The organism is Croceivirga thetidis (assembly GCF_012272815.1).
In the GTDB taxonomy this organism is placed as follows: Bacteria; Bacteroidota; Bacteroidia; order Flavobacteriales; family Flavobacteriaceae; genus Croceivirga; species Croceivirga thetidis.
Map to the genome: position 1 here is coordinate 784,568 of NZ_JAAWWL010000001.1, position 25,294 is coordinate 809,861.

The 25,294-nt window shown below is 40.1% G+C and carries 22 protein-coding genes; 7 read left to right on the forward strand and 15 right to left on the reverse strand.

The window, feature by feature from the left end; all coding sequences use genetic code 11:
* Nucleotides 1-85 precede the first annotated feature (85 nt).
* Nucleotides 86-487: a carboxypeptidase-like regulatory domain-containing protein gene (locus HCU67_RS03520; RefSeq protein WP_168551200.1), complete on the forward strand. Its 402-nt coding sequence runs from the start codon at nucleotides 86-88 to the stop codon at nucleotides 485-487.
* Between the two features lie 26 nt (nucleotides 488-513).
* Here HCU67_RS03520 and HCU67_RS03525 read toward each other — a convergent pair whose 3' ends face one another.
* Nucleotides 514-873 (reverse strand): toxin-antitoxin system YwqK family antitoxin, encoded by a 360-nt coding sequence (locus HCU67_RS03525; protein WP_210423615.1) that lies wholly within the window; start codon nucleotides 871-873, stop codon nucleotides 514-516.
* Nucleotides 874-1,098: 225 nt separating this feature from the next.
* On the opposite strand from HCU67_RS03525, the gene HCU67_RS03530 reads away from it, so the two are divergent.
* Nucleotides 1,099-3,384 (forward strand): inorganic phosphate transporter, encoded by a 2,286-nt coding sequence (locus HCU67_RS03530; protein WP_168551201.1) that lies wholly within the window; start codon nucleotides 1,099-1,101, stop codon nucleotides 3,382-3,384.
* On the forward strand, nucleotides 3,381-4,085 hold the full coding sequence (locus HCU67_RS03535) for a DUF6503 family protein (protein ID WP_168551202.1): 705 nt from the start codon (nucleotides 3,381-3,383) through the stop codon (nucleotides 4,083-4,085). The genes HCU67_RS03530 and HCU67_RS03535 overlap by 4 nt, the downstream gene beginning before the upstream one ends.
* A 57-nt stretch (nucleotides 4,086-4,142) precedes the next feature.
* Here the strand turns inward: HCU67_RS03535 and HCU67_RS03540 are convergent, their stop codons facing one another.
* Both HCU67_RS03540 and HCU67_RS03545 read right to left on the reverse strand, forming a co-directional pair.
* A complete protein-coding gene (locus HCU67_RS03540) occupies nucleotides 4,143-7,175 on the reverse strand; it encodes a VPS10 domain-containing protein (protein WP_246865695.1) in 3,033 nt (1,010 codons plus the stop codon).
* Between the two features lie 64 nt (nucleotides 7,176-7,239).
* On the reverse strand, nucleotides 7,240-8,706 hold the full coding sequence (locus HCU67_RS03545; RefSeq protein ID WP_168551203.1) for a hypothetical protein: 1,467 nt from the start codon (nucleotides 8,704-8,706) through the stop codon (nucleotides 7,240-7,242).
* Between the two features lie 157 nt (nucleotides 8,707-8,863).
* On the opposite strand from HCU67_RS03545, the gene yiaA reads away from it, so the two are divergent.
* Entirely contained in the window at nucleotides 8,864-9,325 is a 462-nt protein-coding gene (gene yiaA, locus HCU67_RS03550) for an inner membrane protein YiaA (protein ID WP_168551204.1), read from the forward strand.
* Between the two features lie 37 nt (nucleotides 9,326-9,362).
* On the opposite strand, the gene nadD is transcribed toward yiaA, so the two are convergent.
* The 7 genes from nadD to HCU67_RS03585 form a co-directional block, all read right to left on the reverse strand.
* A complete protein-coding gene (gene nadD / locus HCU67_RS03555; RefSeq protein ID WP_168551205.1) occupies nucleotides 9,363-9,947 on the reverse strand; it encodes a nicotinate (nicotinamide) nucleotide adenylyltransferase in 585 nt (194 codons plus the stop codon).
* Nucleotides 9,948-10,131: 184 nt separating this feature from the next.
* Complete coding sequence (locus HCU67_RS03560; RefSeq protein ID WP_168551206.1) at nucleotides 10,132-10,530, reverse strand: endonuclease domain-containing protein; 399 nt, start codon at nucleotides 10,528-10,530, stop codon at nucleotides 10,132-10,134.
* Between the two features lie 42 nt (nucleotides 10,531-10,572).
* The gene (gene gmk / locus HCU67_RS03565) at nucleotides 10,573-11,181 is read right to left on the reverse strand and encodes a guanylate kinase (RefSeq protein ID WP_168552043.1); all 609 of its coding nucleotides are present in this window, start codon (nucleotides 11,179-11,181) and stop codon (nucleotides 10,573-10,575) included.
* Nucleotides 11,181-12,038, reverse strand: coding sequence for a YicC/YloC family endoribonuclease (locus tag HCU67_RS03570; RefSeq protein WP_168551207.1), 858 nt, complete (start codon nucleotides 12,036-12,038; stop codon nucleotides 11,181-11,183). Before HCU67_RS03570 ends, gmk begins: the two co-directional genes overlap by 1 nt.
* Before the next feature lie 55 nt (nucleotides 12,039-12,093).
* Nucleotides 12,094-12,909, reverse strand: coding sequence for a 3-keto-disaccharide hydrolase (locus HCU67_RS03575; protein WP_168551208.1), 816 nt, complete (start codon nucleotides 12,907-12,909; stop codon nucleotides 12,094-12,096).
* Nucleotides 12,909-13,649 carry a 3-keto-disaccharide hydrolase gene (locus tag HCU67_RS03580; protein ID WP_168551209.1) on the reverse strand — a complete coding sequence of 247 codons (741 nt, stop codon included), beginning with the start codon at nucleotides 13,647-13,649 and terminating at the stop codon, nucleotides 12,909-12,911. Before HCU67_RS03580 ends, HCU67_RS03575 begins: the two co-directional genes overlap by 1 nt.
* On the reverse strand, nucleotides 13,646-14,698 hold the full coding sequence (locus HCU67_RS03585) for a sugar phosphate isomerase/epimerase family protein (protein WP_168551210.1): 1,053 nt from the start codon (nucleotides 14,696-14,698) through the stop codon (nucleotides 13,646-13,648). Before HCU67_RS03585 ends, HCU67_RS03580 begins: the two co-directional genes overlap by 4 nt.
* Nucleotides 14,699-14,818: 120 nt before the next feature.
* Here HCU67_RS03585 and HCU67_RS03590 point away from each other — a divergent pair, with 120 nt between their 5' ends.
* Nucleotides 14,819-15,280 carry an ASCH domain-containing protein gene (locus tag HCU67_RS03590; RefSeq protein ID WP_168551211.1) on the forward strand — a complete coding sequence of 154 codons (462 nt, stop codon included), beginning with the start codon at nucleotides 14,819-14,821 and terminating at the stop codon, nucleotides 15,278-15,280.
* Between the two features lie 47 nt (nucleotides 15,281-15,327).
* On the opposite strand, the gene HCU67_RS03595 is transcribed toward HCU67_RS03590, so the two are convergent.
* The 4 genes from HCU67_RS03595 to HCU67_RS03610 are packed head-to-tail and all read right to left on the reverse strand — an operon-like array spanning nucleotide 15,328 to nucleotide 19,959.
* Nucleotides 15,328-16,464 carry a Gfo/Idh/MocA family protein gene (locus tag HCU67_RS03595; protein ID WP_168551212.1) on the reverse strand — a complete coding sequence of 379 codons (1,137 nt, stop codon included), beginning with the start codon at nucleotides 16,462-16,464 and terminating at the stop codon, nucleotides 15,328-15,330.
* Nucleotides 16,465-16,501: 37 nt separating this feature from the next.
* Nucleotides 16,502-17,722, reverse strand: a complete 1,221-nt coding sequence (locus HCU67_RS03600) for an MFS transporter (protein WP_168551213.1) — start codon at nucleotides 17,720-17,722, stop codon at nucleotides 16,502-16,504.
* Between the two features lie 27 nt (nucleotides 17,723-17,749).
* On the reverse strand, nucleotides 17,750-18,961 hold the full coding sequence (locus HCU67_RS03605) for a nucleoside permease (RefSeq protein ID WP_168551214.1): 1,212 nt from the start codon (nucleotides 18,959-18,961) through the stop codon (nucleotides 17,750-17,752).
* A gap of 14 nt (nucleotides 18,962-18,975) precedes the next feature.
* Nucleotides 18,976-19,959: a sugar phosphate isomerase/epimerase family protein gene (locus HCU67_RS03610; RefSeq protein WP_168551215.1), complete on the reverse strand. Its 984-nt coding sequence runs from the start codon at nucleotides 19,957-19,959 to the stop codon at nucleotides 18,976-18,978.
* 137 nt (nucleotides 19,960-20,096) lie between these two features.
* On the opposite strand from HCU67_RS03610, the gene HCU67_RS03615 reads away from it, so the two are divergent.
* Nucleotides 20,097-21,815 (forward strand): GMC oxidoreductase, encoded by a 1,719-nt coding sequence (locus HCU67_RS03615; protein ID WP_168551216.1) that lies wholly within the window; start codon nucleotides 20,097-20,099, stop codon nucleotides 21,813-21,815.
* A complete protein-coding gene (locus HCU67_RS03620; protein WP_168551217.1) occupies nucleotides 21,815-22,468 on the forward strand; it encodes a gluconate 2-dehydrogenase subunit 3 family protein in 654 nt (217 codons plus the stop codon). The genes HCU67_RS03615 and HCU67_RS03620 overlap by 1 nt, the downstream gene beginning before the upstream one ends.
* 277 nt (nucleotides 22,469-22,745) lie before the next feature.
* Here HCU67_RS03620 and HCU67_RS03625 read toward each other — a convergent pair whose 3' ends face one another.
* Nucleotides 22,746-25,223, reverse strand: coding sequence for a ribonucleoside-diphosphate reductase subunit alpha (locus HCU67_RS03625; protein WP_168551218.1), 2,478 nt, complete (start codon nucleotides 25,221-25,223; stop codon nucleotides 22,746-22,748).
* Nucleotides 25,224-25,294 lie beyond the last annotated feature (71 nt).

Below are 25,294 nucleotides of genomic sequence, written 5' to 3' on the forward strand. Positions count from 1 at the left end.
AGTGTTTGGTAGTTCTATGTTAACCTAGGGATAACCGTTAGTTAACCTTTGAATCCTTTCTTTGCCCCGATTAAAAAATACAAGCTTGCAAAAGATTCTATTTTTTCTAGTACTCTTAATCGGAGTAACAGCAATGGGCCAGAAAAATGGTCATATCACTGGACAAGTGCTTGATAGCCAAATGAACGGTGAACCCTTGCTTTTTGCAAACATCACTCTAAAGAACAGTTCATTTGAGACACAGTCTAATTTTCATGGTAATTTTGAGTTGGCCAATATAGAAAGTGGTGATTATACCCTTATTATTACTGCTTTGGGTTATGAGCGAATTGAAGTGCCTGTGAAAATAGAAGCTGGAAAGACTTTGAGAATTGCCCGTGAAATGAAGCCACTTTCCATTACAACAACTGGCATTGTTGTAACCGCATCTGCAGAAGAAAATTCAGCCGAATCTAAAGAAAGGATTTATTTTAATTCACGTCAGTGATTCACTTGACGATTTTTTAGAAAACGCTAGTTTTTAATGGCCACGCCCGAGCTACCTTCTCGGTTTACAACACTTACAATTCCGGTTTTATCAAATTGCACCTCTTTGATACCATCTTGAACTCGGAAAAACCAAGTCCCTACACGTTTACCATTGTTATAAAGCCCGCGAGAAACCTCTTCACCTTTTTCGTTAAAGCTTATCCACTCTCCGTGTAACTTCCCTTCTAAATCAAAGGTTCCTTGTTGACTTATCTCACCGTTGTCATGATAATAAACCGCATCAATTAGATTGGTTTCTTGGTTGTGCTTTATTTCCTCTTTCTTTTGGGAAAAACCAAGTGAACTGACTAGCAAACAGAGAAGTAAAGAGATAGTTGCTTTCATAACGCGACAGATTAACTTAAATGTTACAATAAATATACGTTTAATTTACATTAAATTAACGAATGAAACGATAAAATATTTTCTACAACCTTATAAACTCATTACATCCAAGTTGTGCTCCATTTTTTACGCTTGGGAAATCCTTGTATTCCAGATGTTTCATAACCTTATTTTAACCTTTTGAAGGATTTATAGTCTCATTTTTGCGTACTTTCAATCGTTAACATGGGAGAGAACATTTACCTATTCATGGTCATCGCTTTGGCCATTTTGGCGATAACAGACCTTGTCGTAGGCGTTAGTAATGATGCCGTTAACTTCTTGAATTCTGCCATAGGTTCAAAGGCTATTTCATTTCGAACAATTATGATTGTTGCAAGTTTGGGTATTGCATTAGGGGCAATGTCCTCAAGTGGAATGATGGAAGTAGCCCGAAAGGGAATATTCAATCCCTCAGAATTCGTCTTTGCCGAAATCATGATTATTTTCATGGCGGTGATGATCACCGATATTTTGCTTCTCGATTTTTTTAATACGTTGGGTATGCCGACTTCAACCACTGTGTCCATTGTGTTTGAATTACTGGGTGCCGCAGTGGCAATTTCATTGGTGAAGATTACAGCCATGGATGGGAGCCTATCAAATCTCTCAGACTACATAAACACTGAAAAAGCTACCCAAATCATTATTGGAATTTTACTTTCTGTAGTCATAGCTTTTACAATTGGCGCTCTCGTTCAGTTTATTTCTAGGGTATTGATATCGTTTAAGTTTGAGGAAAAACCAAAATGGATTGAATCCGTTTTTGGAGGATTGGCCATTACGGCAATCATCTATTTCATTTTAATTAAAGGACTAAAAAGCGCCAATCTTTTTGACGGTTTACTATTGGATTTCATCGCGCAATCAACTGCACTTTTTCTTCTGGGTAATGTGCTCCTTTGGACTTTGATTTCTTGGGCATTCTCCCTCTTTTTTAAATGGAATATTTATAGGGTTGTTATTGTTATAGGAACATTTGCACTTGCAATGGCCTTTGCCGGTAACGATTTGGTAAACTTTATAGGTGTGCCTATTGCCGCACTTCAGTCCTACCAAGATTGGCAGGGTTCAGGTATTGCCGCTGCCGATTTCAATATGCAGGGATTGGCAGGTGCCGTTCGCACTCCCACATTACTGCTATTACTTTCTGGAGCTATAATGGTCATCACACTTTGGTTTTCATCAAAGGCAAAAAGTGTTGTAAAAACAAGTGTTGATCTATCTAGACAAGATGAAGGTGAGGAACGGTTTCAGCCCAATTTCCTTTCACGACAAATCGTAAAATTCAGTGTAAAGGCGGCAGAGAATGTCGGGGGCATCGTGCCACCTTCACTATCCAAAAGAATAGATGCGCAATTTGAAATGCCATACAAATACGTACCAAAAAGCAAAGCGCAAGATTTACCTGCATTTGATTTGGTCCGTGCAGCCGTCAATTTGATGGTAGCCAGTGTTTTGATTTCTATTGCCACTTCAATGAAACTGCCACTATCGACCACTTACGTAACCTTTATGGTTGCCATGGGTACATCTTTGGCGGATCGAGCCTGGGGAGCAGAAAGCGCAGTATACCGTGTCGCTGGTGTTTTAAATGTAATTGGGGGCTGGTTCTTTACTGCAATCTCCGCTTTTACTGCGGCCGCAGTAATTGCATATATCATTCATCTAGGTGGTGTTGTAGCCGTAGTGATTCTTTTAATTCTAGCGGCGGTGCTGTTACTGCGAAATTATATGACCCACAATCGCAAAACCAAGGAGATTAAGGCAGAGGATAGTCTTCGCCGAGCTGAAAGTCAATCTATTCAAGGGGTTATCGAGGAGAGCGCTGATAACATTGGTAAAATGATCAAGCGTAGTAATAAAATCTACACAGGCGCCATTAATGGTTTGGCACGACATGATTTAGAGGCCCTGAAAAAGAACAACAAAGGGGTTTCCAAAATGTCAAAGGAAATTGAAGGCCTTCAAAATAACATTTTTTACTTCATTAAAAACCTGGACGAATCCAGTGTTGGAGGCGCAAGTAATTTTTACATCTCGATTCTTGGTTTGTTGGAAGACCTTTCACAATCCCTTGAGTTGATTTCGAGAAATGGCTTCACCCACGTAAACAACAACCATAAAAAGTTGAAGTACACTCAAATAAAGGAACTCAAGGATTTGGATAACCACCTTGAAAAACTGTTTGAGGATGCTGCTGAAATCTTTTCCAATCGAACCTTCGAAAATTTTGCGCCAGTTTTAGCGACTCGTGATTCTTTGATGAAATTAGTGGACAAAAAAATCGAGGAACAAGTCTCTCGAACCCGTACCGAGGAATCCAGTCCAAAGAATACACGTTTGTACTTCTCCCTCTTGACCGAAAGCAGGGACTTGATCAAGGCTATTATGAAATTAATGGAGAAGTTCTATGTGGAACACGATAGTTCCATAGAACCTGCTCGTATAAAACCGAGGGATACCAAATGATTCGTACTTTTTTACTGCTACCAATTCTTCTAGTTACTTTCTCAGGTTTCTCACAAGACCCAACGGGTCCCCAACTTTTGGACAAAGCAATCGCCTTTCATGACCCAAATGGAAATTGGATCAATTTTAAAGGCGATTTTACAGTCACCATGCAGACCCCAAAATCAAGTAATCGCACCAGTGAAATTGGGTTGGATTTTGCCAAGGAAGCCTTTTCACTACAAGTCACCAAAGACCAGGACAGATATACGTATTCCCTCCAAAAAGATAGCTGTCGTATTGAACTGAACGGAAGTACGACAATAGCTGAATCAGACAAAGAGCGATTGCGGTTAAGTTGTGACCGCGCTGCCATGTACCGCGATTACTACACCTATCTCTACGGCTTGCCCATGAAGTTAAAGGACCCGGGCACCGTACTGGATGAAAAGGTAGAAAAACGAACTTTTAAAGGGAAAGAGTACTTGGTGCTAAAGGCCACTTACGAAGCTGAAGTCGGTGAGGACATTTGGTACTTCTATTTTGACCCGAAAACCTATGCCATGGAGGTCTATCAGTTCTATCATGATGAATCTAAAAATGATGGCGAATACATTCTTTTGGAAGACCTCGAAACCGTAAATGGTATTCAAATGCCAAAGACCCGAAAGTGGTATTATAATAAGGACGACAAGTTTTTGGGAGCGGATATTTTGAACTAATTTTCCAATAATTTAAAGTTTGAATTTTCAATAGAAAATCCAAAAGCGAACAATGGTCTAATTTATAGTTTCCCACTCATTTAAAAATTGATCTTTTGTTTCTAGCAATTTCTCAACAGCATCGACTGTAGCTTGAGTGGGTCTTGAATCACTGGCCTGTAAAACCACTAAGACATGTAATAGTTTTTCTTGTAGGCCGACCAGGGTTTCATCCTTAAACGGTAACGCTGATATACTGCCATAGAGTTGATCACCATCATTTGGGTCGCGATTGCCTATAAATTTCTTGGCGATTGCTTCCCGCCTTTTCCTACTCTTTTCAGTGTTAAGAAGTTCTCTGGCGGCCATTCGCATGGCATATAACTCTTCATAGGCATTATATACCTGCATTGAAAGGTCGGTCTGTAATTGTATATCGGCAGCTGAACTTGTAACGCGGGGATCCAGACGTACCCTTAACTCCTGCTCCAAAACTTGACCGTCCACATTCAATTTTAGGGAATACTTTCCTGGAGCTACAAAAGGCCCTTTTGGGCTTAAAGGCGTATCATACTGCACCGCTGCAATGGCATAGCCCTGTTTTGCTTCGGGTGGGTTGGGGTATCTTAAGTTCCATACAAAACGTTGATGCCCTTTTTTGGTCGATAGTTCATTCAAAGGGCGAATCCAATAAGTTGGATGTGGCAGACTCGTACTATCCGGCAACTTAAGTACCTCATTACTTTTGAATTCATTGACCAAATGGCCGTTGTTATCCAAAATTTTCAGCGATACTTCTTTGGCATCTATAGGAAGGTAATAATTAATCATAGCGCCATCCGGTGGATTTTGACCCGTCGGCTCCTCGGGGGGCAAAGGTGTATCCCCAAACATATTATGTCGGACACGAGTAGCCAATGACGGCTCAAAAAGATGGGGCGTATTGCCCAATTTTGCCAATTCCCGCAAAGGACTGAAATCATCCAAAATCCAAATGGAACGCCCATGGGTGCCAATGACCAAATCATTGTCTTTGATTACCAAATCACGAATGGAAGAAGCAGGCATATTCATTCGCAATGATTGCCAATTCTCACCATCATCAGATGAAAAATAGACTTCGCGTTCCGTACCCGCAAAAAGTAACCCTGGGGCGAGATGGTCCTCTCGAACCGTATTTACGGGACCGTTAGGGTTCATGCCGTTGTTTATCAATTGCCAGGTTTGCCCAAAATCATGGGTTTTGTAGACCAAGGGGGTCATATTGTCTTTTCGAATTGCGTTTACGGCAATAAAGGCAGTCCCTTCATTAAAATGACCAGCATCGATTTGTGAGATCTTGTCCCAGGAACTTAAGTCGGATGGCGTAACATTCTTCCAGGTATTTCCGCCATCACGAGTCACATGTACCAAGCCATCGTCGGTTCCTGCCCAGATAACATCCTTGTTTAGATGAGACGGGCCCAAAGCATAGACAATCGCCCGTTGCGGCATGGTTTTTAACTCTTCAGTTATAAAATCTCCAACACTTGACGGAACTTCAGGCTGTTTTCTGGTCAAATCTGGACTGATTTTCTCCCAATTTTGGCCACCATCCAAAGTCTTCCAAACCACGTTGGTACCAAAGAGCAACATATCATCATCTTTGGGATGAAATAGGAGTGGCATAGTTCGTAAAAAGCGCGTTTCCCCAGAACGCAATACCTCAGGGCCGACAAATTGGGTTTGCCCTGTTCGCTTATCAAAACGGAGCACACGCCCACCATAAACAATATTGTGGTCTTTAGGGTCTACCGCAACATAGGCATACTCATCGGCCCCCACACCCATAAATTCCCGAAATGTTATTTGACCACCGTTACCGCGGCTCGCCACACCAATGGCTCCACTTTCTTGCTGGCCACCATAGACCCAATAGGGCCATTGGTTGTCCGTACTAACATGGTACAATTGGGCTGTAGGTTGGTTGTACCACGAACTCCATGTTTTACCCCCATTCACGGTTATGACAGCGCCTTGATCTGCTGCAAAAAGCATAATTTCAGGTTGTAAGGGATTGATCCAGATACGATGGTAATCATCACCGCCCGGTGCACCCTTTATGGATGTCCAGCTTTTGCCTGCATCATCAGAACGATAAGCAGCAATGTTGCCCACAAAGAGTTGGTTTTCGTTGTTGGGATGTACTTTGATTTCGGCAAAATCACTCCCTCGACCCCACAAGCGATAGTCGGTACTGACCAAAGTCCAACTTTCGCCAGCATCGTCACTTTTATAAACACCGCCATTATTTTTTGCATCTACAGTGGCATACATACGATTGGAATTACTTGGAGCAAAGGCTACACCAATTCTACCGAACCCATCTTCTGCCGTGGGCAACCCTTCGATAATTTTACGCCAGGTACTTCCCCCATCAACCGACTTGTAGAGATTGCTATTGGGCCCTGAGAATTTTGCATTCTCCCAAGGACCTTCTTGATGTTCCCACATATCAGCGAATAAAATATCCGGATTGTTCGGGTCAAACTCAACTTGAACGGCACCCGTATTGTGATTGACATAGAGCACTTTTTCCCAGTTTGACCCTCCATCAGTGGAACGAAATACACCCCGCATCTCATTTGCACCATAGGGATGGCCCAATCCGGCCACGAAAACTATATCGGGATTGGTCGGATGCACAATCACCCGACTCACTTGCTGTACATCTTCGAGGCCAATATGTTCCCAATTTTCACCACCATCCGTGGATTTAAAAATTCCGTCTCCTACGGCCAAGTCTGGTCTATGTAATCCTTCGCCCGTTCCTACATAAATTATATTGGGATTGCTCGGTGAAACAGCCAAATCACCTACCGATCCCGTTGGAGCTTCATCAAAGATTGGATTCCATGTTCGGCCATAGTCATCAGTTTTCCAAACACCACCGTTGTTATGTCCTACAAAAAACACATTGGGCTGTGAAGGAACCCCCACAGCACCAACAGTTCGCCCTGCCCGAAACGGACCAATCATTCGGTAACTTAAATCTTGGTATTTTTCATAATCTATTTGGGCGTTGCTAAAAGAGATTGATAATAAGCAGACGAATGTGAAAAGAAGTCTCATGGCTGAATGGTTTATTCCCCTTAAATGTACTAAAAGCTATAAGGTTAATTTTATGCGTTGCGGCTCAGTTCTTGAGCTTCACCAAATCTAAAGTCAAAGCATACAGGTCGCGTTGCTCAATTTTGGCCCTTAGCCAGGCAAAAAAGCTCATCACAAATAAATCTTCTTGTTCCCTCCCAACAAATTCAAAGGAATCTTCGACCTTCTTTTGAAATTCATCTGTTTTAAAAGCATCTGGGTTCTCATAGAATTCCTTTACTAATCCCATAAATTTTAGAACCCTATCTTCTTCAATTGCCCGAAGTTTTTTACCAAACCTACGATTGAACTTTTCGAATCTATTTAGTACCAAATCCAACTTATCTAATTCAATGAGCAACAGTATTTCGATTATGTTCTTTTTCAAGACCCAGGTCCAACCCATTTTACGTTCATACCAATCGTCCGACTTACTGATTCCTTTGAAAAGCTCATAGGCCATTTGAAATTTTTTCTGTTGAAATAGGCACATAAGTAATGCCAAATCTCGATTCAGTGAAGGTGGTTTTATTTTCAATAAGGTTTGCTCCGCCAATGCTATTGAACCGGTATATAAGTAGTTTAGTGCGGTCAAGACAGCTATCCGTTCATCAAACACCTCTGAATAGTTTTTCTTACTTTCATTTAGGGCCCCATTAAATTGTAGCAATAGGTTCTTTGAATTAGAGAACCTTTTATTTCTAAACTCTGTTATTGCCATCAGATACAACATACTCAAATAGTAATACTGGTATTTCTGCGGAACCGGCCCTTTACTTAGCATTGTTTCAAACAAATCGACCATATAGGATGATACTGAGTGAAAGTCATTCTGCAACTTGGCAGAAGATGCCGTAAGTACCATTAGCTGGTACAACGATTTGTAGGTGAGGTCACTATTGATTTCAAGTGAATAATCACCAAAAACTCGAGCAATCATTTCGGTCAATGATTCACGTTTTAGGGTATTCATTTCATTTTTGATAATGGCATAGGCCATATTCAAATGAATGTCACGTTGATGTAGTTTTTGATTGGCTTCAAACTCCTCAATAAGGGCAACTACATTCCAATTGGGATTCAGATAGGCATACTGGATTTTAGTCTGGAAAATTTCATTCAAAATGGAATGCCCATCAATATAATCTGCTTTTTTCTCTGCTTTCTCCAAAGCCTTAATAGCAGGTTTGGCAGCGCCTTGCTCAAATAATGTTCTACTGGCAAGGAGCAACTTCAAAATCTCCATTTCATCAGAAGATTCGCTTGCAAATGCTTTATTCGCCACAAACTCTATAAGGGTATCCTTTACCCGTTTTTGTAAAGCGTTAAAGGCGGGCTTCGAAGGGTTTCCATACAATTTCACATCCAAGTTCTTTCTGCCTTCGCCCTCCAAAAGCTGCAGTAATTCCAGATTTTTAATGCTGCCCCTTTTGTTTCTTTTCTTTAAAAAGGATTCAAAATCCCTTCGCTCCTTTAGGGTAAAAACATTCAATATATCTTGGATTTCATTCATAATATATCGTAATAATATAAGACAACAATAAATTGATTTACAATATATTAATTATTATAAAATCTATTTTATATCATCATTATTAGAAATATTTTGTCTTTCCCACTTAAACTGCCCGCTTGATATTTGCCCCATATTAATTCGAAATTTTTCTAGTATGGAAAATCAGTCTTTTAAAAAGAAAGAAGAATTGCAAGAAAAAAGCAAAGCGTTTGATTTAAAACCAACGCCTGCTTTTATTTCAGCGTCTTGGTCGGCACTGTTTGTTGGAATGACTTCGTATTGTATTGGTCTCTGGAATGCCAATATGTGGCTTAATGAAAAGGGCTATTACTTTACCCTTTTGCTCTTTGGACTTTTCTCTGTAGTCTCGGTACAAAAAAGTGTACGGGACAGACAAGAAGGCCTACCCGTAACGGATGCCTATTATGGTATCAGTTGGTTTACTACCATTGCTTCCATTCTCTTATTGATAATTGGTCTTTGGAATGCAGATATGGAGTTAAGTGAAAAAGGGTTTTATGGGATGTCTTTTGCCTTAAGTCTTTTTGCTGCAGTAGCGGTTCAAAAAAATACCAGGGATGTGAAGTTTATTGAAGAAAATCCAAATAGTAAGTAATCTAAAGGAAAAAGCCGGTCTTAATTGACCGGCTTTTTTACCTATAAAAATTCATTTCATCCAGATACTTCCAAACCGTATCAGGAAGCATTGGTTTTATATTGTTTCCTTCTTTGTGGGATTTTCGAATGAATGTCGATGAGATTTCCATGATGGGTGCATCCACCCATTTAATTTTTGGATGGTCAGCGAATCTATTCATCAGCTCTCCTTTTGAAATTCTGGGATAAACATAAATAGCATAGTTTTCCAGAATAGCTTCGTAGTTTTTCCATTTATGGAAACTCTTTAGATTGTCCTCCCCCATAATCAGCGAAAAAGTGAAAGCTGATTTATGCTTTTCTTCAAGATGAACCAGCGTATCTATAGTGTAATTCGGTTGTGGAAGGTCAAATTCAATTTTACTTGCCTTTAATTTTGGATATTCTTTAATGGCCTCATAAACCATTTGGTAACGATGGTGATTATCAAGTAGGGTTTGTTTTGTCTTAAATGGGCTTTTAGGTGTTATCACAAACCAAACCTCATCTAAATCTGAAAATTCAGCCATGTGATTTGCAATGACCAAATGACCAATGTGGATTGGATTAAATGTTCCGAAATACAAACCAACTTTTTTCATTCTTTCTTTTATTCCCTCCTAAAATGGAAGGATTAGGGAGGTGAAATAAGGTTATCTTACAAATGGTTGAATTTTTTGCTTCGATAGCCAAAAATACAATATCACCAGACTACAAATCCCATTCATCACAATAGCAATGTCGTCCTCTTATTAGAGGGAGGTTTGAACTTTTTTATTTTCCCTCCTAAGAAGGAGGGATTAAGGGAGGTATATTGCCATTTTCCTCGAACTGAATAATATAATCTTCTATGGTCAACAACACATTATCCATATCCTTAAAAACTTGGTGGTCAGAAAAACGCAGAACGCTCACACCAAGTTCATTAAATCTTTTTGTTTTTTTCACGTCTTTTTGCCAAACCTCATGTATTTCGTGAGAATACCCATCAAGCTCAATAGCAAGACAAAGCTTATTACAGAAAAAATCAACAATATATTCGTCAATTGGTTTTTGTCGATGAAAATCGTAACCATGCATCTGACCCCTCTTTAACTTTTGCCACAATTGAATCTCGGATTTTGTGGCGTTATTTCTTAGTTGCCGTGCATATTCTTTAAGTTTAGGATTGTATTTGATGAGCATTTTTTACACTCCCCTCAATCCCCTCTTTTTAGAGGGGTGGTGTTATCTATTATACTTTTTATTCTTTTCGTCAACTATGTTAACTCCAACATAATCAGCTACAAGTTGATGCGCCTCTTTAAGCGCGGTATCCAAATCGTAATTTTTTATAATTGTATCAAATTGAGGTGCTGTGGCCATCTCAACCGAAGCTTTGGCCACACGCATATTTATTTTATCCTCACTCTCTGTGCTTCGTTTCTTTAAACGAATTTTTAATTCATCAACACTTGGTGGTTTTACAAATACTGCCAAGGTCTCCTTGGGGAATTTCTTTTTAATCCGCAATCCACCAACAACATCAATGTCAAAAATTACATTTTTACCTTCGGACCATAAACGTTCTACCTCTGACTTTAAAGTCCCGTAAAAGCAATCCCTATACACCTCTTCCCACTCCAAAAAATCCTCGTCCTTTATATGCTTCTTAAACTCATCTGTAGTCATGAAGTAGTAATGCTGCCCATCTTTTTCTGCACCACGTGGTTCTCTTGAGGTTGCGGAAACTGAAAACGCCAAATTCAGCTCAGGTTGCTTCAACAAGTGTCTAACAATGGTGGTTTTTCCACTGCCCGAAGGTGCGGAAAATATAATCAACTTACCCCCTTCCATCATAATACGTTGAGCATTTGTTCCTTTATCTTCTCTAGCTCATCCTTCATCTGAACTACAAGCTGTTGCAAAGGAGCAAAGTTGGCTTTGGAACCAATAGTATTGATTTCCCTACCGATTTCTTGACAGATAAAGCCTAATTTTTTACCATTCGAATCTGGAGAGTTTAAAGTGGTTGTAAAGTAATTTAGATGATTGGCCAAACGTACTTTTTCTTCAGTTATATCGTATTTCTCCAAATAATAAATAAGTTCTTGTTCGAATCGGTTTTTATCAAGTTCAGCCTTTAAATCTGCAACTGCTTTCTCCAGTCGTTCGCGTACTGAGGCTATTCGAGTCTTGTCCAATTCCTCAACTTCAGTCAACAAATTGGTTAAGGTTTTTATGCGATTATTGAAATCCGTTTCTAGAACCTTCCCCTCAGCTTTTCTAAATTCTCCGATACGCTCCAAGGCTTGATTCAGTGTTTTATTTATTGCCTCTAATTCCTCTTTATCAACATCATCCTTATCCGTACTCAAGGTATCAGGCATTCGTAAAGCGAGTTCCAATAGTTTTAAATCATCTCCGTCAGCAATTTGCTTCAATTCTTCCATATATTTTGAAACCACTTGACTATTAATTTCAGCAGAAGATTCCTTGCCTGTAAACTCTACGGAAAGGGTAAAATCAACCTTACCACGAACCAATGCGTCTGAAATCTGTTTTCGAAAACCAAGTTCGTGTTGTCTATAAATTTGTGGAAGCCGGGCATTCAAATCTAAATTTTTACTGTTCAATGATTTTAGCTCTACAGTAATCTTTTTAGATGGCAATTGAATGACATGCTTGCCAAATCCGGTCATGGAGTGAATCATGTGCTATTGGGATTTTGGCAAAGGTATAGAATTGAAAATTTGCTGCTTTTTGTCTTTACAGTTCCCGCACCCAAATATTTCGATAGCTTACCCTACTATTATCCTGATGGTCTTGTAAGCGGAGTGGACCCTTACCATGTGCTGGATTCTTCGGCCATCCGATGTAGGGGGTGGTACCTTTGATTTCAACATGATCTTGGACAAGAACACCATTGTGAATTACGGTTAAAGTACCTGATTTAATCTTATCACCCGTACTATTGAAATAGGGCGCATGATAAATGATATCATAAGAATTCCAATCTCCTGAAGGAACCGATGCCATTGCCAAAGGAATATGTTGCTTGTAAATAGATGCAACTTGACCGTTTACATAAGTAGGGTTGTCGTTGTTATCCAACACCTGAACTTCGTAAAGGTTGTTCAAAAACACACCGCTGTTGCCCCTATTTTGGCCTTCTCGCTGGACTTCGGCAGGCGATCTCCATTCAATATGTAACTGAACGCTCCCAAAGTTTTGTTTCGTTTGAATATCACCTGTTCTATCTGCAACGGTCATACTACCATCATCATTAAGTTTCCATTTGGCTGCAGTACTGTCCCTGGTACTTATCCAGTTATCAAGGTTAGTGCCGTCAAAAAGCACTATAGCATCACTGGGAATACCTTTTTCATTCAAGGAAACCTTTGGAGGTACGGGTCGGTACAATTCGGTTTCCTCAGGTTTTGTAGGTTCCTTACCTTGATACTCTTCATGAACAATTACGGCTGGCTCGGCTACTGAGGCCTTCTCGTCAACTTGATTTTCTGATTGACCCTTACAGGAGGTTACCAATGTAATCCCTACCAGAGCGACTAAATATTTTCTCATTATAGCTCTTTGATTTTTATATTTCTATAGGCGACGATATCTCCATGATCCTGTAACCCAATTTTTCCTGATTGAAACTTTCCAAAACCTTCCCAATCGGCAAATTTTGAATCTGCAACCATCTCATCCCATAGTTCTCCATGTACCGGAAACTTGCAAATTTCGGTACCATTGAGCACTACATTTCCCTCATTAGTGATATGGTTTACAGTTAATACGCAAGTATTCCATTCGCCCGCCGGCTTCACTACTTTTTCTGAAGGTGAAATCATGTCATATAAGGCACCTGCCTGATGGGTAGTTCCATTCTTTGCGTCAGGATGTCCCTCATCATCCAACACTTGAATTTCAGGTCCCGATTCATAAGGTTGGCCAAACTTTTCATCTTCATGGACCCCCCAAAAAATACCGCTATTTCCGTTTTCAGAGATTTTCCATTCCACCGACAAAACAAAATTTTCATAGGTATTGTCAGTGACAATATTGTAGCTTTCACCATTAGGCCTGTTCTCTGGTGGATAGAATACCATTGTACCATCTTCAAGCTTCCAGGGTTCGCTTATTTCACCTCCACGATAGTAACTCCAACCATCAAAAGAGGTTCCATCAAAAAGTACTTGCCATTGCGGTTCAACTTGCACCATTTCTTCTTCTGCCTGAGTAGCGTTTTCAGGCTCCGCTTTCTTTTGCTTGCATGCCAACAAGCTGAATCCTACTAAAATCAAAAGTATACTTCTCATAATCCTAATATTTTTTTCAGTTTATCTTCATCCGTTTCTGAACCGGCAAAATCATCAAAGGTTTTCTCAGTGGCTTCAATTATGTGGTCTTGAATGAATTTGGCGCCTTCCCTTGCTCCTTGTTCAGGGCTTTTTATACAACATTCCCATTCCATTACTGCCCATACATCACATCCGTATTGGGTCAATTTTGAAAATATGGTTTTGAAATCCACTTGACCATCTCCAGGTGAACGATACCTACCTGCCCTATCTCCCCAATCGTTATAACCGCCAAAGGCTCCTTTTTTACCTGTGGGATTAAATTCAGAATCCTTAACGTGAAAGGCTTTTATAAATTCATGATAATGGTCTATGTATTCAATGTAGTCCAATTGTTGCAAGACAAAATGGCTTGGATCGTACAAAATATTACAACGTTTGTGATTGCCCGTAGCCTCTAAAAATCGTTCAAAAGTATCACCATCATGAATATCTTCACCTGGATGCACCTCATAGCAACAATCAACTCCTTCTTCTTCAAAATGGTTTAGTATTGGAATCCATCTGTCGGCCAATTCCTTGAAACCCATTTCAACCAAACCAGCTGGTCGTTGAGGCCAAGGGTGTGCTGTATGCCACAGAAGCGATCCCGAAAATGTTGCATGTGATGATATTCCCAATCTTCGACTTGCGGTGGCCGCCTTTTTCACTGTTTCAATTGCCCACTTCGTTCGTTCTTTTGGTTTGCCATGCAATTCAGTAGGTGCAAAATTGTCAAACATTATATCATAGGCAGGATGCACAGCTACCAATTGTCCTTGTAGGTGCGTAGAAAGTTCCGTAATCTCCAACCCATAAGAATTGATTTTACCCTTTAGCTCATCGCAGTAATCCTGACTTGCTGCAGCTTTATCCAAATCAATCAAGAAACTTTCCCAAGTTGGTATTTGAATTCCCTTGTAGCCCAACTCTGAAGCCCATTTACACATGCCATCCAACGAATTGAAGGGTGGTTTATCATCAACAAATTGGGCAAGAAAAACAGCAGGGCCTTTTATTGTTTTCATAGGTGGTTGTATGTTATTTTTGGATTTTTAACGTTATTGTTAGGAATTAGGACATTGAATGCCCGAACTTGAAAATTACTAAATACCCCCGAACCCAACAATTCAATAAAGGATAAATTGATGAAAAACAATTCGGTGGAAAAAATCTGGGAGCGATTTGTAGAAACCGCTAACGAATACTCCAACCAATTAAGACCAAAATCAGGATATTTTGGTGATAACGAAAAAGATGCCAACATTCTGGCTGAACTTGTTCAAAAGGGCCTGAAAAAAGCCACGTCCCACTCGCTATTGGGACTACAGTACCGCGAGGAGACCTTACCTAAGCTTGATGATTTATTTATTGTTACAGATTGGGCAGGTAAAGCGAAATGTATCGTTAAAACCACTTCTGTGAAATTGGTTCCCTTTTTTGCCATTCACGCCGAACACGCTCGAATGGAAGGAGAAGGTGATAAAAGCTTGGAGTATTGGAAAAAAGTTCATTGGGATTATTATACCCGTGAGCTGGAACCTTTTAATCGGTTACCGAGGGAAAGTATGATCGTTGTTTTCGAGCGATTTGAAAAAATATTTGAATAAAAAAGGCGGTCAATTGACCGCCTTTTTTATTTCTATAGTTTAGTTTATTAATCCAGTTCAACCCATACATTACCGCTTTTATGGCTTTCAACCGTCGCTTCGATAAAGTTCATTCCCCGAACACCATCGCGCATAGTTGGGAAAGCCCCATCGTTTTGAGCTTCTCCACGAATAGCTCTTGCTGCACCCAAATAAATATTGGCCATACTATCGAATATACCTTCAGGATGCCCTGGTGGCAACTTTGTGCCTTCCAGTGAAAATTCTGAATTGTACTGGTGACCAGGTTTATAGACCTGTAAAGGCTTTCCTTCCTCGAAATAATAGAGGAAATTTGGTTTTTCTTGTTCCCAAACAAAACCTCCTTTTTGACCATAAATTCGGATAGCTAATCCGTTTTCTTCTTCTGTGGCAACTTGGCTTGCACGAATGACGCCTTTAACATGTTCTCCCATACGAATCAAAACCGTGCCGTCAACATCCATTTGATTGTCTTCATAGAGGTAATTGAAATCGCAAAGTATTGATTTGACGTCAAGGCCTGTAGTGTATTCAACCAAGTTGAAGGCATGTACACCGATATCACCCATACAGGAACTAATACCCGCTTTTGTTGGATCTAAACGCCATACTGAAGAACGTTGCTCCTTGTCATGAATTATAGGATTAATCCAGCCTTGATAATATCTTGCATCAACCTTATGGATTTTACCCAGTGCACCTGCCTTAATCATTTCACGCATTTGGCGCACCATAGGATAACCCGTGTACGTATGGGTCAAAGCAAAAACCTTTCCTGATTTGGTATGGGACTCCTGCAGGGATTTGGCTTCTTCATAGGTCATGGTCATTGGTTTTTCACAAATCACATGAAAACCATTATCCAATAATTTTTTGGCCATAGGATAATGTAAAAAGTTTGGCGTCTGAACCGAGCAAACCTGAATACGTTCTTCTTCCGGCAGTTTTAATTCTTCTTCAATTAAGGTGTCGAAGTCTTTATAAATTCGATTGGTAGGAACATCGATTTGCTTTGCAAATTCAATGCTTGCATTATGGTCAGGATTAAATACCGCCCCAACAATCTCATAGTTATCATTTATCTGTGAAGCAACTCGGTGTAAAATCCCTATAAGGGAATCTCCTCCTCCACCTAATATTCCAAGTCTAATTTTTTTTGGCATTGTTGTATCGTCTATGAATTAAATTTCTATTTGATAGTTAATGTGCTTGCACAATTCTGCGCTCTTCTATCTTTTTCCGCATTACAAATAAAATACCGAACAGAACTACCAAGGTCAAAGGAAAATAGACCATAAAGCCCAAAACAGCTTTACCAGCAGCTACATCGGCAACCGCCCCCTGGAGACCAGACGCCACGGCATTGGCTTTTTCGGTATCCAATCTTGAACCAATGATTGGATTCCAAATTGAGGTTGCGAACATTCCTGCTCCTCCCATCAATGACATTCCCAATGCTCCTGTTTTTGAGGTATATTCTGAAGCAAATCCAATCATTGTTGGCCAGAAATAGCAAACTCCAAGAGCGAACAATGCTGCTGCCACATAAATCATCCCACCTTCTGCAACACTCATAAAATAAATGGCAGAGGCCGTAATTATTGCAGACATGAAAAGAACTCCAATCGGATTTAGTCGATGAACTATAGGTCCTGCAAAGAATCTTCCCAAGGCCATAATTCCTGTAACCAAAGCCAACACCAACATTGGACTTGCACCTGAGCTACCCAATATGGTTTCGACCCATTGCTGAGGAATAAACTCTGAGGTTGCTGTTAACGTCATACAAACCATCATAAACCAAAATAACGGATTGGCCAATGCCTTGATGTTTTTAGAAGTATCGGACTCAATATTCTCGCTCTCTGGGAATTTCTGGGTGAAGGCCAAGAACCCATAAATAAGCGTTGGAATAAACATTGTTGCAATTTGCATTTGCCATCCCATACCTGCATCGGTCATAAACTTTGACACCAATGAACCAATTACGAGACCACCCGGGAACCAAACATGAAATTTATTCAACATTGCGGTTCTATTATCAGAATACATATCAGCAATCATTGGATTACATGCAGCCTCAACTGAACCGTTGGCAAATCCAATAAAAAACGTCGAAATAATTAATGTCCAAAATCCGCCCGCTGCAATTGTCAGAATCAAACCTAGCATATGGCAAACAAAAGCGATTATTAAAATTTTCTTGGCTCCCAAAGTATTATACAATAAGCCCCCAATTATCATCGCTACCGGAAACCCTAAAAAGGCCATACTATTAATATAGCCCAATTGTTCATTGTTAATTCCGAAATCAACTCCGAGTTGAGTCAAAATACCTGCCCTTATCGCAAAAGTCATTGAAGTAACTACAAGCGAAATACATGCCGCCCAGAAGAGTTTGTTCTTATTAATATTATCCATGATTATTATTTATTTCAAGTTAGTTGGTTAATTATCGATTACAATTTTCTCGTTTTTAAAAGCAAGCAGGAAAAATATCAAAACCAGTCCTGCGATTCCCGAAGGAACTATCCAAATATCCTTCCAAGTATGGAGCCCATCTGCCAAGGTATAATTGTCAACAATGACTCCTGCTATTTTGAATCCTATGAGCATTCCCACACCATAGGTTGCCAAGGTTATTAACCCTTGGGCGGCACTCCTAATTTTTTCTCCTGCCTTGTAATCTGTAAAAATCTGGCCAGAAACAAAAAAGAAGTCATAGCATATACCGTGCAGTATAATTCCTAGAAACAACATCCAGATATTAGACCCAGCATCTCCAAAGGCAAAAAGTGAGTAACGAACGACCCATGCTAGCATTCCTATTAAAATAGTAGTTTTTAAGCCGAATCGTTTTAAAAATATAGGTAATAATAAAAGAAAAACAGCTTCCGAAATCTGACCGAAACTCATATTTCCTGCAGCGTTTTCCATACCGACTTCATTCAAAAAAGGATTCGCAAAACTGTAATAAAATGCCAGCGGAATACAAATCAATACTGATGAGATAAAAAAGACCAAATAGTTTCTATCCTTCAAAATACCTAAGGCATCAGCACCTACAATCTCCCTGAAATTAGCTTTCTGTCCTTTTGCAGGTGGTGGCGTATTGGGCAGGGTAAAACTATACAATCCCAAAAAAGCCGAAGCAACAGCGGCAAGGGTAAAGGTCATCTTTAGCATGTCTTTCGATTCCCAAAGCAATACGTAACCTATCAATACACCCTGTAAAATCCATCCAACTGTGCCCCAGAATCGAATGGAAGCAAATTGTTTGGAAGGGTCTTTCATTTGATTAAACGCAACAGAATTTACCAAAGCCAAAGTTGGCATGTAAATCAACATGTAGGCCAAAACGTAGGGGTAAAAAGTTGTAAAATCCGCAGCATTTCCCAAAAGATATAATAAGCCAGCACCTAAAAGATGTAGTACTCCCAATAGCTTTTGAGCTGCAAAATACCTGTCGGCTATTAAGCCAATAACAAAGGGCGCTACTATTGCACCCCATGCCTGGGTCATATATGCTGTTCCAACTTCACCACCTGTAGAATTGAGGTTTGTCCCCAAATGTGTACCCATGGTAACAAACCATGCACCCCAAATGAAAAATTCGAGGAACATCATCAAGGATAGTTGGACCCTGGTCTTTACTTGCATTTAGTTCGAAGTGACTATAGGGTTTTTGCCGTATTTACAAGCAAATCACGCGTTGCGATTATTCCTTCTTCTTCGGATAATTCACTTCCTTCGAATTCAACACCGATATAGCCACTATAACCGGCATCTTTTACAATCTGCAGCATTTTTGTGTAATCTGAATGCTTTTCTTCGCCATTTTCATCAAAATCATGGGATTTTGCGCTAACCGCCTTGGCAAATGGCATAAGTTCAGACATCCCTTTATATCTATCATACCATTCATTGCATTCAGGCCATTCTCCCCATTCGATACAAAAATTACCGAAATCAGGTAAAGTGCCGCAATTGTCCATATTTACTTTAGTCATTACGGCAGCCAGCAACTCTCCTTTAGAGGATAAGCCCCCATGGTTCTCAACGATTATATTTACGTTTTTATCCTTAGCGTAGGTAGAAAGTTGAGTTAAGCCGTCTACCGAAGCCTCAACCCAAGCTTCTGGTTCTTGAGTACCACTAAGGTTCACACGAATTGAATGACAGCCCATTGCAGCAGCGGCATCAACCCATTTGTAATGATTTTCAACAGCTTCTTTTCGGGCAGCAGCATCAGCTGTTGCCAAATCACCTTGTCCATCAATCATGATAATTAGGTTTTGCATTCCATGTTTTGCAGCTTCAGCATTACACTTGTCAACAAATTTTTTCATTGCTTCTTCAGAATAGTCGGCTGCTTCCAGTTCATCTCGATACAACTGACTTACATATTCCAATCCTTCAAAGCCCCAGGCTTTTGCTTTTGCAGCAAATTCATAAGGGTCTTGGCCATCTTCTCTAATCATTCGATGCATTGACCATTGGGCCAAGGATAATTTAAAAAAAGGATCCGCGACTTCTTCAGTCATTTCGGTAGTTTCCATTTCCTCCTCAGAAGTTTCTTTTTTGGCTTGTTTGCAACTAAAAACAGACATAAAAAAAACAACCGATAGGGTTGTACTTAACAATTGGCTTGTTTTCATTGAGATTGTATTAGGTGTATAAAAATATTTCTTATTTCGAAATCGTTAGAGTAGCAAATCCTCAATAATCATAAGGGATAAATGTAGAAAATTAATTTAATTATTGATACTTTTAAAGACTAAACAATTACGAATTAATGGGTAAATTCTATTACAACGAAGAGCAGGAATCCTACGATGCCATCGTAGTTGGTACTGGTATCAGCGGAGGTTGGGCTGCAAAGGAACTTTGTGAAAAAGGTTTAAAGACCTTGGTGCTGGAAAGAGGGCGAATGGTGAAACATCGCGACGACTATATCACAGCTAATATGGATACTTGGGATTTTCCGAATGCACGGCAACCCACACAAGAAGACATAAAGAAACAAGAAAAGCAAAATAGAACCGGTTATACTACTAGAGGAGACTCAAAACATTGGTTCGTTAATGATTTAGACCATCCATACAATGAAACCAAGCGCTTTGATTGGATGCGTGGTTATCACGTTGGGGGCCGTTCCATTATGTGGGGGCGTCATAGTTATCGATGGAGTGACCTTGACTTCGAAGCAAATAAAAAAGACGGTCACGGTGTAGATTGGCCAGTACGTTATAAAGACATTGCTCCTTGGTACGAGCACGTAGAGCGCTATGTCGGAATCTCAGGTGAGGCACTTGGACTTCCTCAATTACCAGATAGCATTTTCGAACCCATGATGGAACTTAATTGCATGGAACAGCATGTGCGCGAGCAAGTTGCAGAACACTTTGACGGACGCGTGATGACTGCAGGCCGAATTGCCCATATAAATAGTGACAAGCGTTACGAGGGAGATGGAAGGGTTCGTTGCCAATTCAGAAACAGATGTATTCGTGGGTGTCCTTTCGGCGCCTATTTCAGTAGTCTTTCTTCAACTTTACCCGCTGCAGAAGCTACAGGAAATATGACCTTGCGACCTGATTCCATTGTTCACGAAATCATATACGATCCCAACACCAAAAAGGCGACAGGAGTAAAAGTGATAGATCGTGAAACAAAAGAAGAATTTGAATTCAAAGCTAAAGTCATTTTCCTATGTGCATCTGCAATTGCATCTACAGCAATTTTGATGCAATCAAAGTCAGATCGTTTTGAAAATGGACTTGGAAATGATTCAGATCAACTGGGTAGAAATATCATGGATCACCACTTAGGTGTTGGTGCCAGTGGGAAATACGACGGATTTGAAGACAAATATTACAAAGGAAGAAAACCGGGAGGTATCTATTTACCTAGGTTCCGGAATATCGGAGGTGACTCAAATACCGACAAATTCTTACGAGGCTACGGTTATCAAGGCGGCGCAAGCAGAGGTAACTGGGAAGAGGTGATTTCAGAAGTCTCCCATGGCGCGGCATTGAAGGACGCCATTTTAAAACCCGGTGGTTGGACATTCGGAATGGGTGGATTTGGCGAAGTTCTTCCGAACGAGGACAATCGAATGACCTTGGATTATGACAAACTAGATCAGTGGGGATTACCAACTGTTACATTTGATGCCGAATTTGGAGAAAACGAATGGGCCATGCGAAAGGATATGAAAGAGCAAGCTGCCGAAATGCTTACCAAGGCTGGTTTAAGAGATGTTGAGGAATATGACAGGCCGGGTGCATTGGGCCTTGGTATTCACGAAATGGGAACAGCCAGAATGGGTCGTAACCCGAAAACCTCTGTATTAAATGGATACAATCAGGTACATGCCTGTAAAAATGTTTACGTGACGGACGGTGCCTTTATGACTTCTGCCGCTTGTGTAAACCCGTCATTGACTTATATGGCCTTTACGGCAAGGGCAGCCAACCATGCTGCAAGTGAACTTAAAAAAGGAAATATCTAATGAAAAGAAGATCAGCACTTAAAAATATGGGAATGGTATTCGGTTATGCCGCGGCCACTCCAACCTTATTGAGCGTTTTACAATCGTGTAAAGAAAAACCATTCTATGCGGAATGGGCGCCATCTTTTTTTGAAAAGGATAAAGGATATGCCCTTGCCCAGATGGTTGATGTTATTCTTCCGAAAACGGATACCCCTTCTGCTACTGAAGTGAACGTACACGTCTTCATTGATAAATTTGTCAACGAAGTACTTCCAGAAGAGCAGAAAGGTTTCACTAAGCTGCTTATGGAAAAATTTATGGGCAAAGTAATGACCGAAAGCGGAAAGGAAGATTTAATGGACATTGATGCTGCAGATTTGGACCCAATGCTCTCAAAATATTTAACCAAGAGAACAGAGGAAGAAGAGAAGGCACAAGAAGAAGCCCTAGGTCAATATATGGAGGCTATGATGTCAGGAGGAGAAGCAGAACTAGATGATGAAATTGCCTGCTATACTTTTGCTGGGAATGTAAGGGAAATGTCGATTTGGGCTTATAAAAGTTCTGAATATGTAGGTGAAGAAGTTCTTGCCTATCTACCCATACCAGGCGAATATGTAGCTTGTGGTGATGTTAAAGAGCTGACCGGTGGAAAAGCTTGGTCACTTTAACCATAACCAATAACTAAACAAATTTAGGTTTAAGTTAAAATCCACCTCGTAGAGGTGGATTTTTTTATTCCTTCAAACTATTTAGCCCAATTGAGCGTTTGGATAATAACCTGCTTATTTGATTAATATGCTTTGGATATTAGCCGCCCGTTTTATTTACCTTACGTTTATACGACCCAATCGTACAAACGATTCCATTTCATTCCCTTTGAAAAAATAAACACCCCGACAGCAATGCCAGGGTGAATAATTTGATCAACACTATTACACTTAAATTTTAAGAACCACACATAAGGCAGTCATCATCAGCTTGACCTTCCTTTGCGCGGGCTATCAATTCTTTCATTTCAGCCTCAGTCATCGGCTGTATATCAACTTCTTGTTGTTCAACAGGAGTTGCCTGAACTTGAATATTCTCAGCAGCCTTAGGCGCTGCAGCAGTAACTTCAGCCTCTGCAGCAACACTAACAGGTACTTCTTTCTTTTTGGTATTATCCAAGGTAAACTTAATGGCGTCAACGGCTGCTTTGGTACGTAAGTAATACATACCTGTTTTTAGGCCGCTTTTCCATGCATAAAAATGCATTGAAGTCAACTTGGCATAATTTGCGTTTTCCATAAAGAGATTGAGCGACTGGCTCTGGTCAATGAAGTATCCTCTATGACGACTCATATCTATGATATCCTTCATGCTCAATTCCCAAACGGTTTTGTACAGTTCTTTTATCTCTTCAGGAATACCCTCAATATGTTGAATAGAACCATTGGCACGCATCAGTTCCTGCTTTAAACCTTCATTCCACAATCCTAAACGAACTAGGTCTTCAAGTAGATGTTTGTTTACGACTATAAATTCTCCTGAAAGTACCCTTCGGGTATAAATATTTGAGGTATATGGTTCGAAACATTCGTTATTACCTAAAATCTGAGAGGTTGAGGCAGTTGGCATAGGTGCAACTAATAAAGAGTTACGAACCCCGTATTTTTGAACATCTTTACGGAGCTTTCCCCAGTCCCATCTACCAGATAACTCTTCATCTTTTATACCCCAGAGATTAAACTGGAAATCACCTTCAGATATAGGTGAACCTTCATAAGAAGAATAAGCACCATCTGTTTTAGCTTCCTCCATCGAGGCAGAAACGGCAGCAAAATATAAAGTTTCAAAAATCTCTTGGTTAAGCTTTTTCGCTTCATCAGAGGTAAAAGGCAAACGTAACATTATAAAGGCATCAGCAAGACCTTGCACTCCTAGCCCAACTGGGCGATGGCGCATGTTCGAATTTTCAGCCTCTTTGACAGGATAATAGTTGCGGTCAATAACCTTATTTAGATTTTTGGTTACCCGTTTTGTTACCTTAAATAATTCTTTATGGTTGAATTCACCATTTTTCACGAACATTGGCAATGCAATGGAAGCGAGGTTGCAAACCGCAACTTCATCTGGTGAGGTATATTCCAAAATTTCAGTACACAAATTCGAAGAACGAATCGTTCCTAGATTCTTCTGATTGCTCTTCCTATTTGCTGCATCCTTATACAACATATAAGGGGTACCAGTTTCTATTTGCGATTCTAAGATTTTCTCCCATAAATCGCGAGCCTTAACTGTTTTTCTACCTTTACCTTCAGATTCGTACTTGGTATACAGCGCTTCAAATTCCTCGCTATGGGAGTCAAATAAGCCAGGACACTCATTTGGACACATCAGCGTCCATTCCGCATCAGCCTCTACACGCTTCATGAATAAATCAGGCACCCACATCGCATAGAACAAATCACGTGCGCGCATTTCTTCTTTACCGTGATTCTTTTTTAAATCAAGAAAATCGTAAATATCGGCATGCCAAGGTTCTACATAAATAGCAAAACTACCCTTTCGTTTACCTCCACCTTGGTCAACATATCTTGCAGTGTCATTGAATACACGTAGCATAGGAACGATACCATTTGATGTTCCATTGGTTCCTGCAATATAGCTTCCTGTTGCCCTTATATTGTGTATTGACAATCCAATTCCTCCAGCAGATTGCGAAATCTTTGCAGTCTGTTTCAAGGTATCATAAATACCATCGATACTATCATCTTTCATTGTCAACAGAAAGCATGAGCTCATCTGTGGTTTTGGCGTTCCTGAATTGAATAATGTCGGGGTAGCATGCGTAAAGTACTTTTTAGACATTAACTCATAAGTCTCAATAGCCGATTCCAAATCATTCAAATGAATCCCAATTGAAACACGCATTAGCATATGCTGAGGGCGCTCTGCTATCTTTCCGTTTATTTTTAAGAGATAAGACCTCTCCAATGTTTTAAAACCAAAGAAATCGTAGCCAAAATCACGATTGTATATGATTGTTGAATCAAGCTTGTCTGCATTCTTTTCGATGACCTCCATTACTTCATCAGCAATCAAAGGGGCTTTCTTACCAGTTCGCGGATTTACATATTCATGTAAATCTTTCATGGTTTCTGAAAACGACTTTTTAGTATTCTTATGCAGGTTTGAGACAGAAATTCGTGCTGCAAGTTTGGCATAGTCTGGATGCGTTGTTGTCATTGTCGCAGCTATCTCAGCAGCAAGATTATCCAATTCAGAGGTGGTCACTCCATCATACAACCCTTCAATAACCCGCATTGCTACTTTGACGGGGTCAACCAGATTGTTCAATCCGTAACAAAGTTTACGAACCCTTGCCGTGATTTTGTCGAACATGATGGGCTCTTTGCGGCCATCTCTTTTTACTACAAACATGCTTTACTATTTAATGATTTTTGGCTTTTGCTTACAGCACAACACTGTTAATTTTTTAACACTTTCGGTTA

Bases quoted from the DNA above. Each gene is read 5' to 3' on its own strand.
- HCU67_RS03525 (WP_210423615.1), bottom strand. From the start codon at position 873: ATGAAAGCAACTATCTCTTTACTTCTCTGTTTGCTAGTCAGTTCACTT.
- HCU67_RS03530 (WP_168551201.1), top strand. From the start codon at position 1,099: ATGGGAGAGAACATTTACCTATTCATGGTCATCGCTTTGGCCATTTTG.
- HCU67_RS03535 (WP_168551202.1), top strand. From the start codon at position 3,381: ATGATTCGTACTTTTTTACTGCTACCAATTCTTCTAGTTACTTTCTCA.
- HCU67_RS03540 (WP_246865695.1), bottom strand. From the start codon at position 7,175: ATGAGACTTCTTTTCACATTCGTCTGCTTATTATCAATCTCTTTTAGC.
- HCU67_RS03545 (WP_168551203.1), bottom strand. From the start codon at position 8,706: ATGAATGAAATCCAAGATATATTGAATGTTTTTACCCTAAAGGAGCGA.
- yiaA (WP_168551204.1), top strand. From the start codon at position 8,864: ATGGAAAATCAGTCTTTTAAAAAGAAAGAAGAATTGCAAGAAAAAAGC.
- nadD (WP_168551205.1), bottom strand. From the start codon at position 9,947: ATGAAAAAAGTTGGTTTGTATTTCGGAACATTTAATCCAATCCACATT.
- HCU67_RS03560 (WP_168551206.1), bottom strand. From the start codon at position 10,530: ATGCTCATCAAATACAATCCTAAACTTAAAGAATATGCACGGCAACTA.
- gmk (WP_168552043.1), bottom strand. From the start codon at position 11,181: ATGGAAGGGGGTAAGTTGATTATATTTTCCGCACCTTCGGGCAGTGGA.
- HCU67_RS03570 (WP_168551207.1), bottom strand. From the start codon at position 12,038: ATGATTCACTCCATGACCGGATTTGGCAAGCATGTCATTCAATTGCCA.
- HCU67_RS03575 (WP_168551208.1), bottom strand. From the start codon at position 12,909: ATGAGAAAATATTTAGTCGCTCTGGTAGGGATTACATTGGTAACCTCC.
- HCU67_RS03580 (WP_168551209.1), bottom strand. From the start codon at position 13,649: ATGAGAAGTATACTTTTGATTTTAGTAGGATTCAGCTTGTTGGCATGC.
- HCU67_RS03585 (WP_168551210.1), bottom strand. From the start codon at position 14,698: ATGAAAACAATAAAAGGCCCTGCTGTTTTTCTTGCCCAATTTGTTGAT.
- HCU67_RS03590 (WP_168551211.1), top strand. From the start codon at position 14,819: ATGAAAAACAATTCGGTGGAAAAAATCTGGGAGCGATTTGTAGAAACC.
- HCU67_RS03595 (WP_168551212.1), bottom strand. From the start codon at position 16,464: ATGCCAAAAAAAATTAGACTTGGAATATTAGGTGGAGGAGGAGATTCC.
- HCU67_RS03600 (WP_168551213.1), bottom strand. From the start codon at position 17,722: ATGGATAATATTAATAAGAACAAACTCTTCTGGGCGGCATGTATTTCG.
- HCU67_RS03605 (WP_168551214.1), bottom strand. From the start codon at position 18,961: ATGCAAGTAAAGACCAGGGTCCAACTATCCTTGATGATGTTCCTCGAA.
- HCU67_RS03610 (WP_168551215.1), bottom strand. From the start codon at position 19,959: ATGAAAACAAGCCAATTGTTAAGTACAACCCTATCGGTTGTTTTTTTT.
- HCU67_RS03615 (WP_168551216.1), top strand. From the start codon at position 20,097: ATGGGTAAATTCTATTACAACGAAGAGCAGGAATCCTACGATGCCATC.
- HCU67_RS03620 (WP_168551217.1), top strand. From the start codon at position 21,815: ATGAAAAGAAGATCAGCACTTAAAAATATGGGAATGGTATTCGGTTAT.
- HCU67_RS03625 (WP_168551218.1), bottom strand. From the start codon at position 25,223: ATGTTTGTAGTAAAAAGAGATGGCCGCAAAGAGCCCATCATGTTCGAC.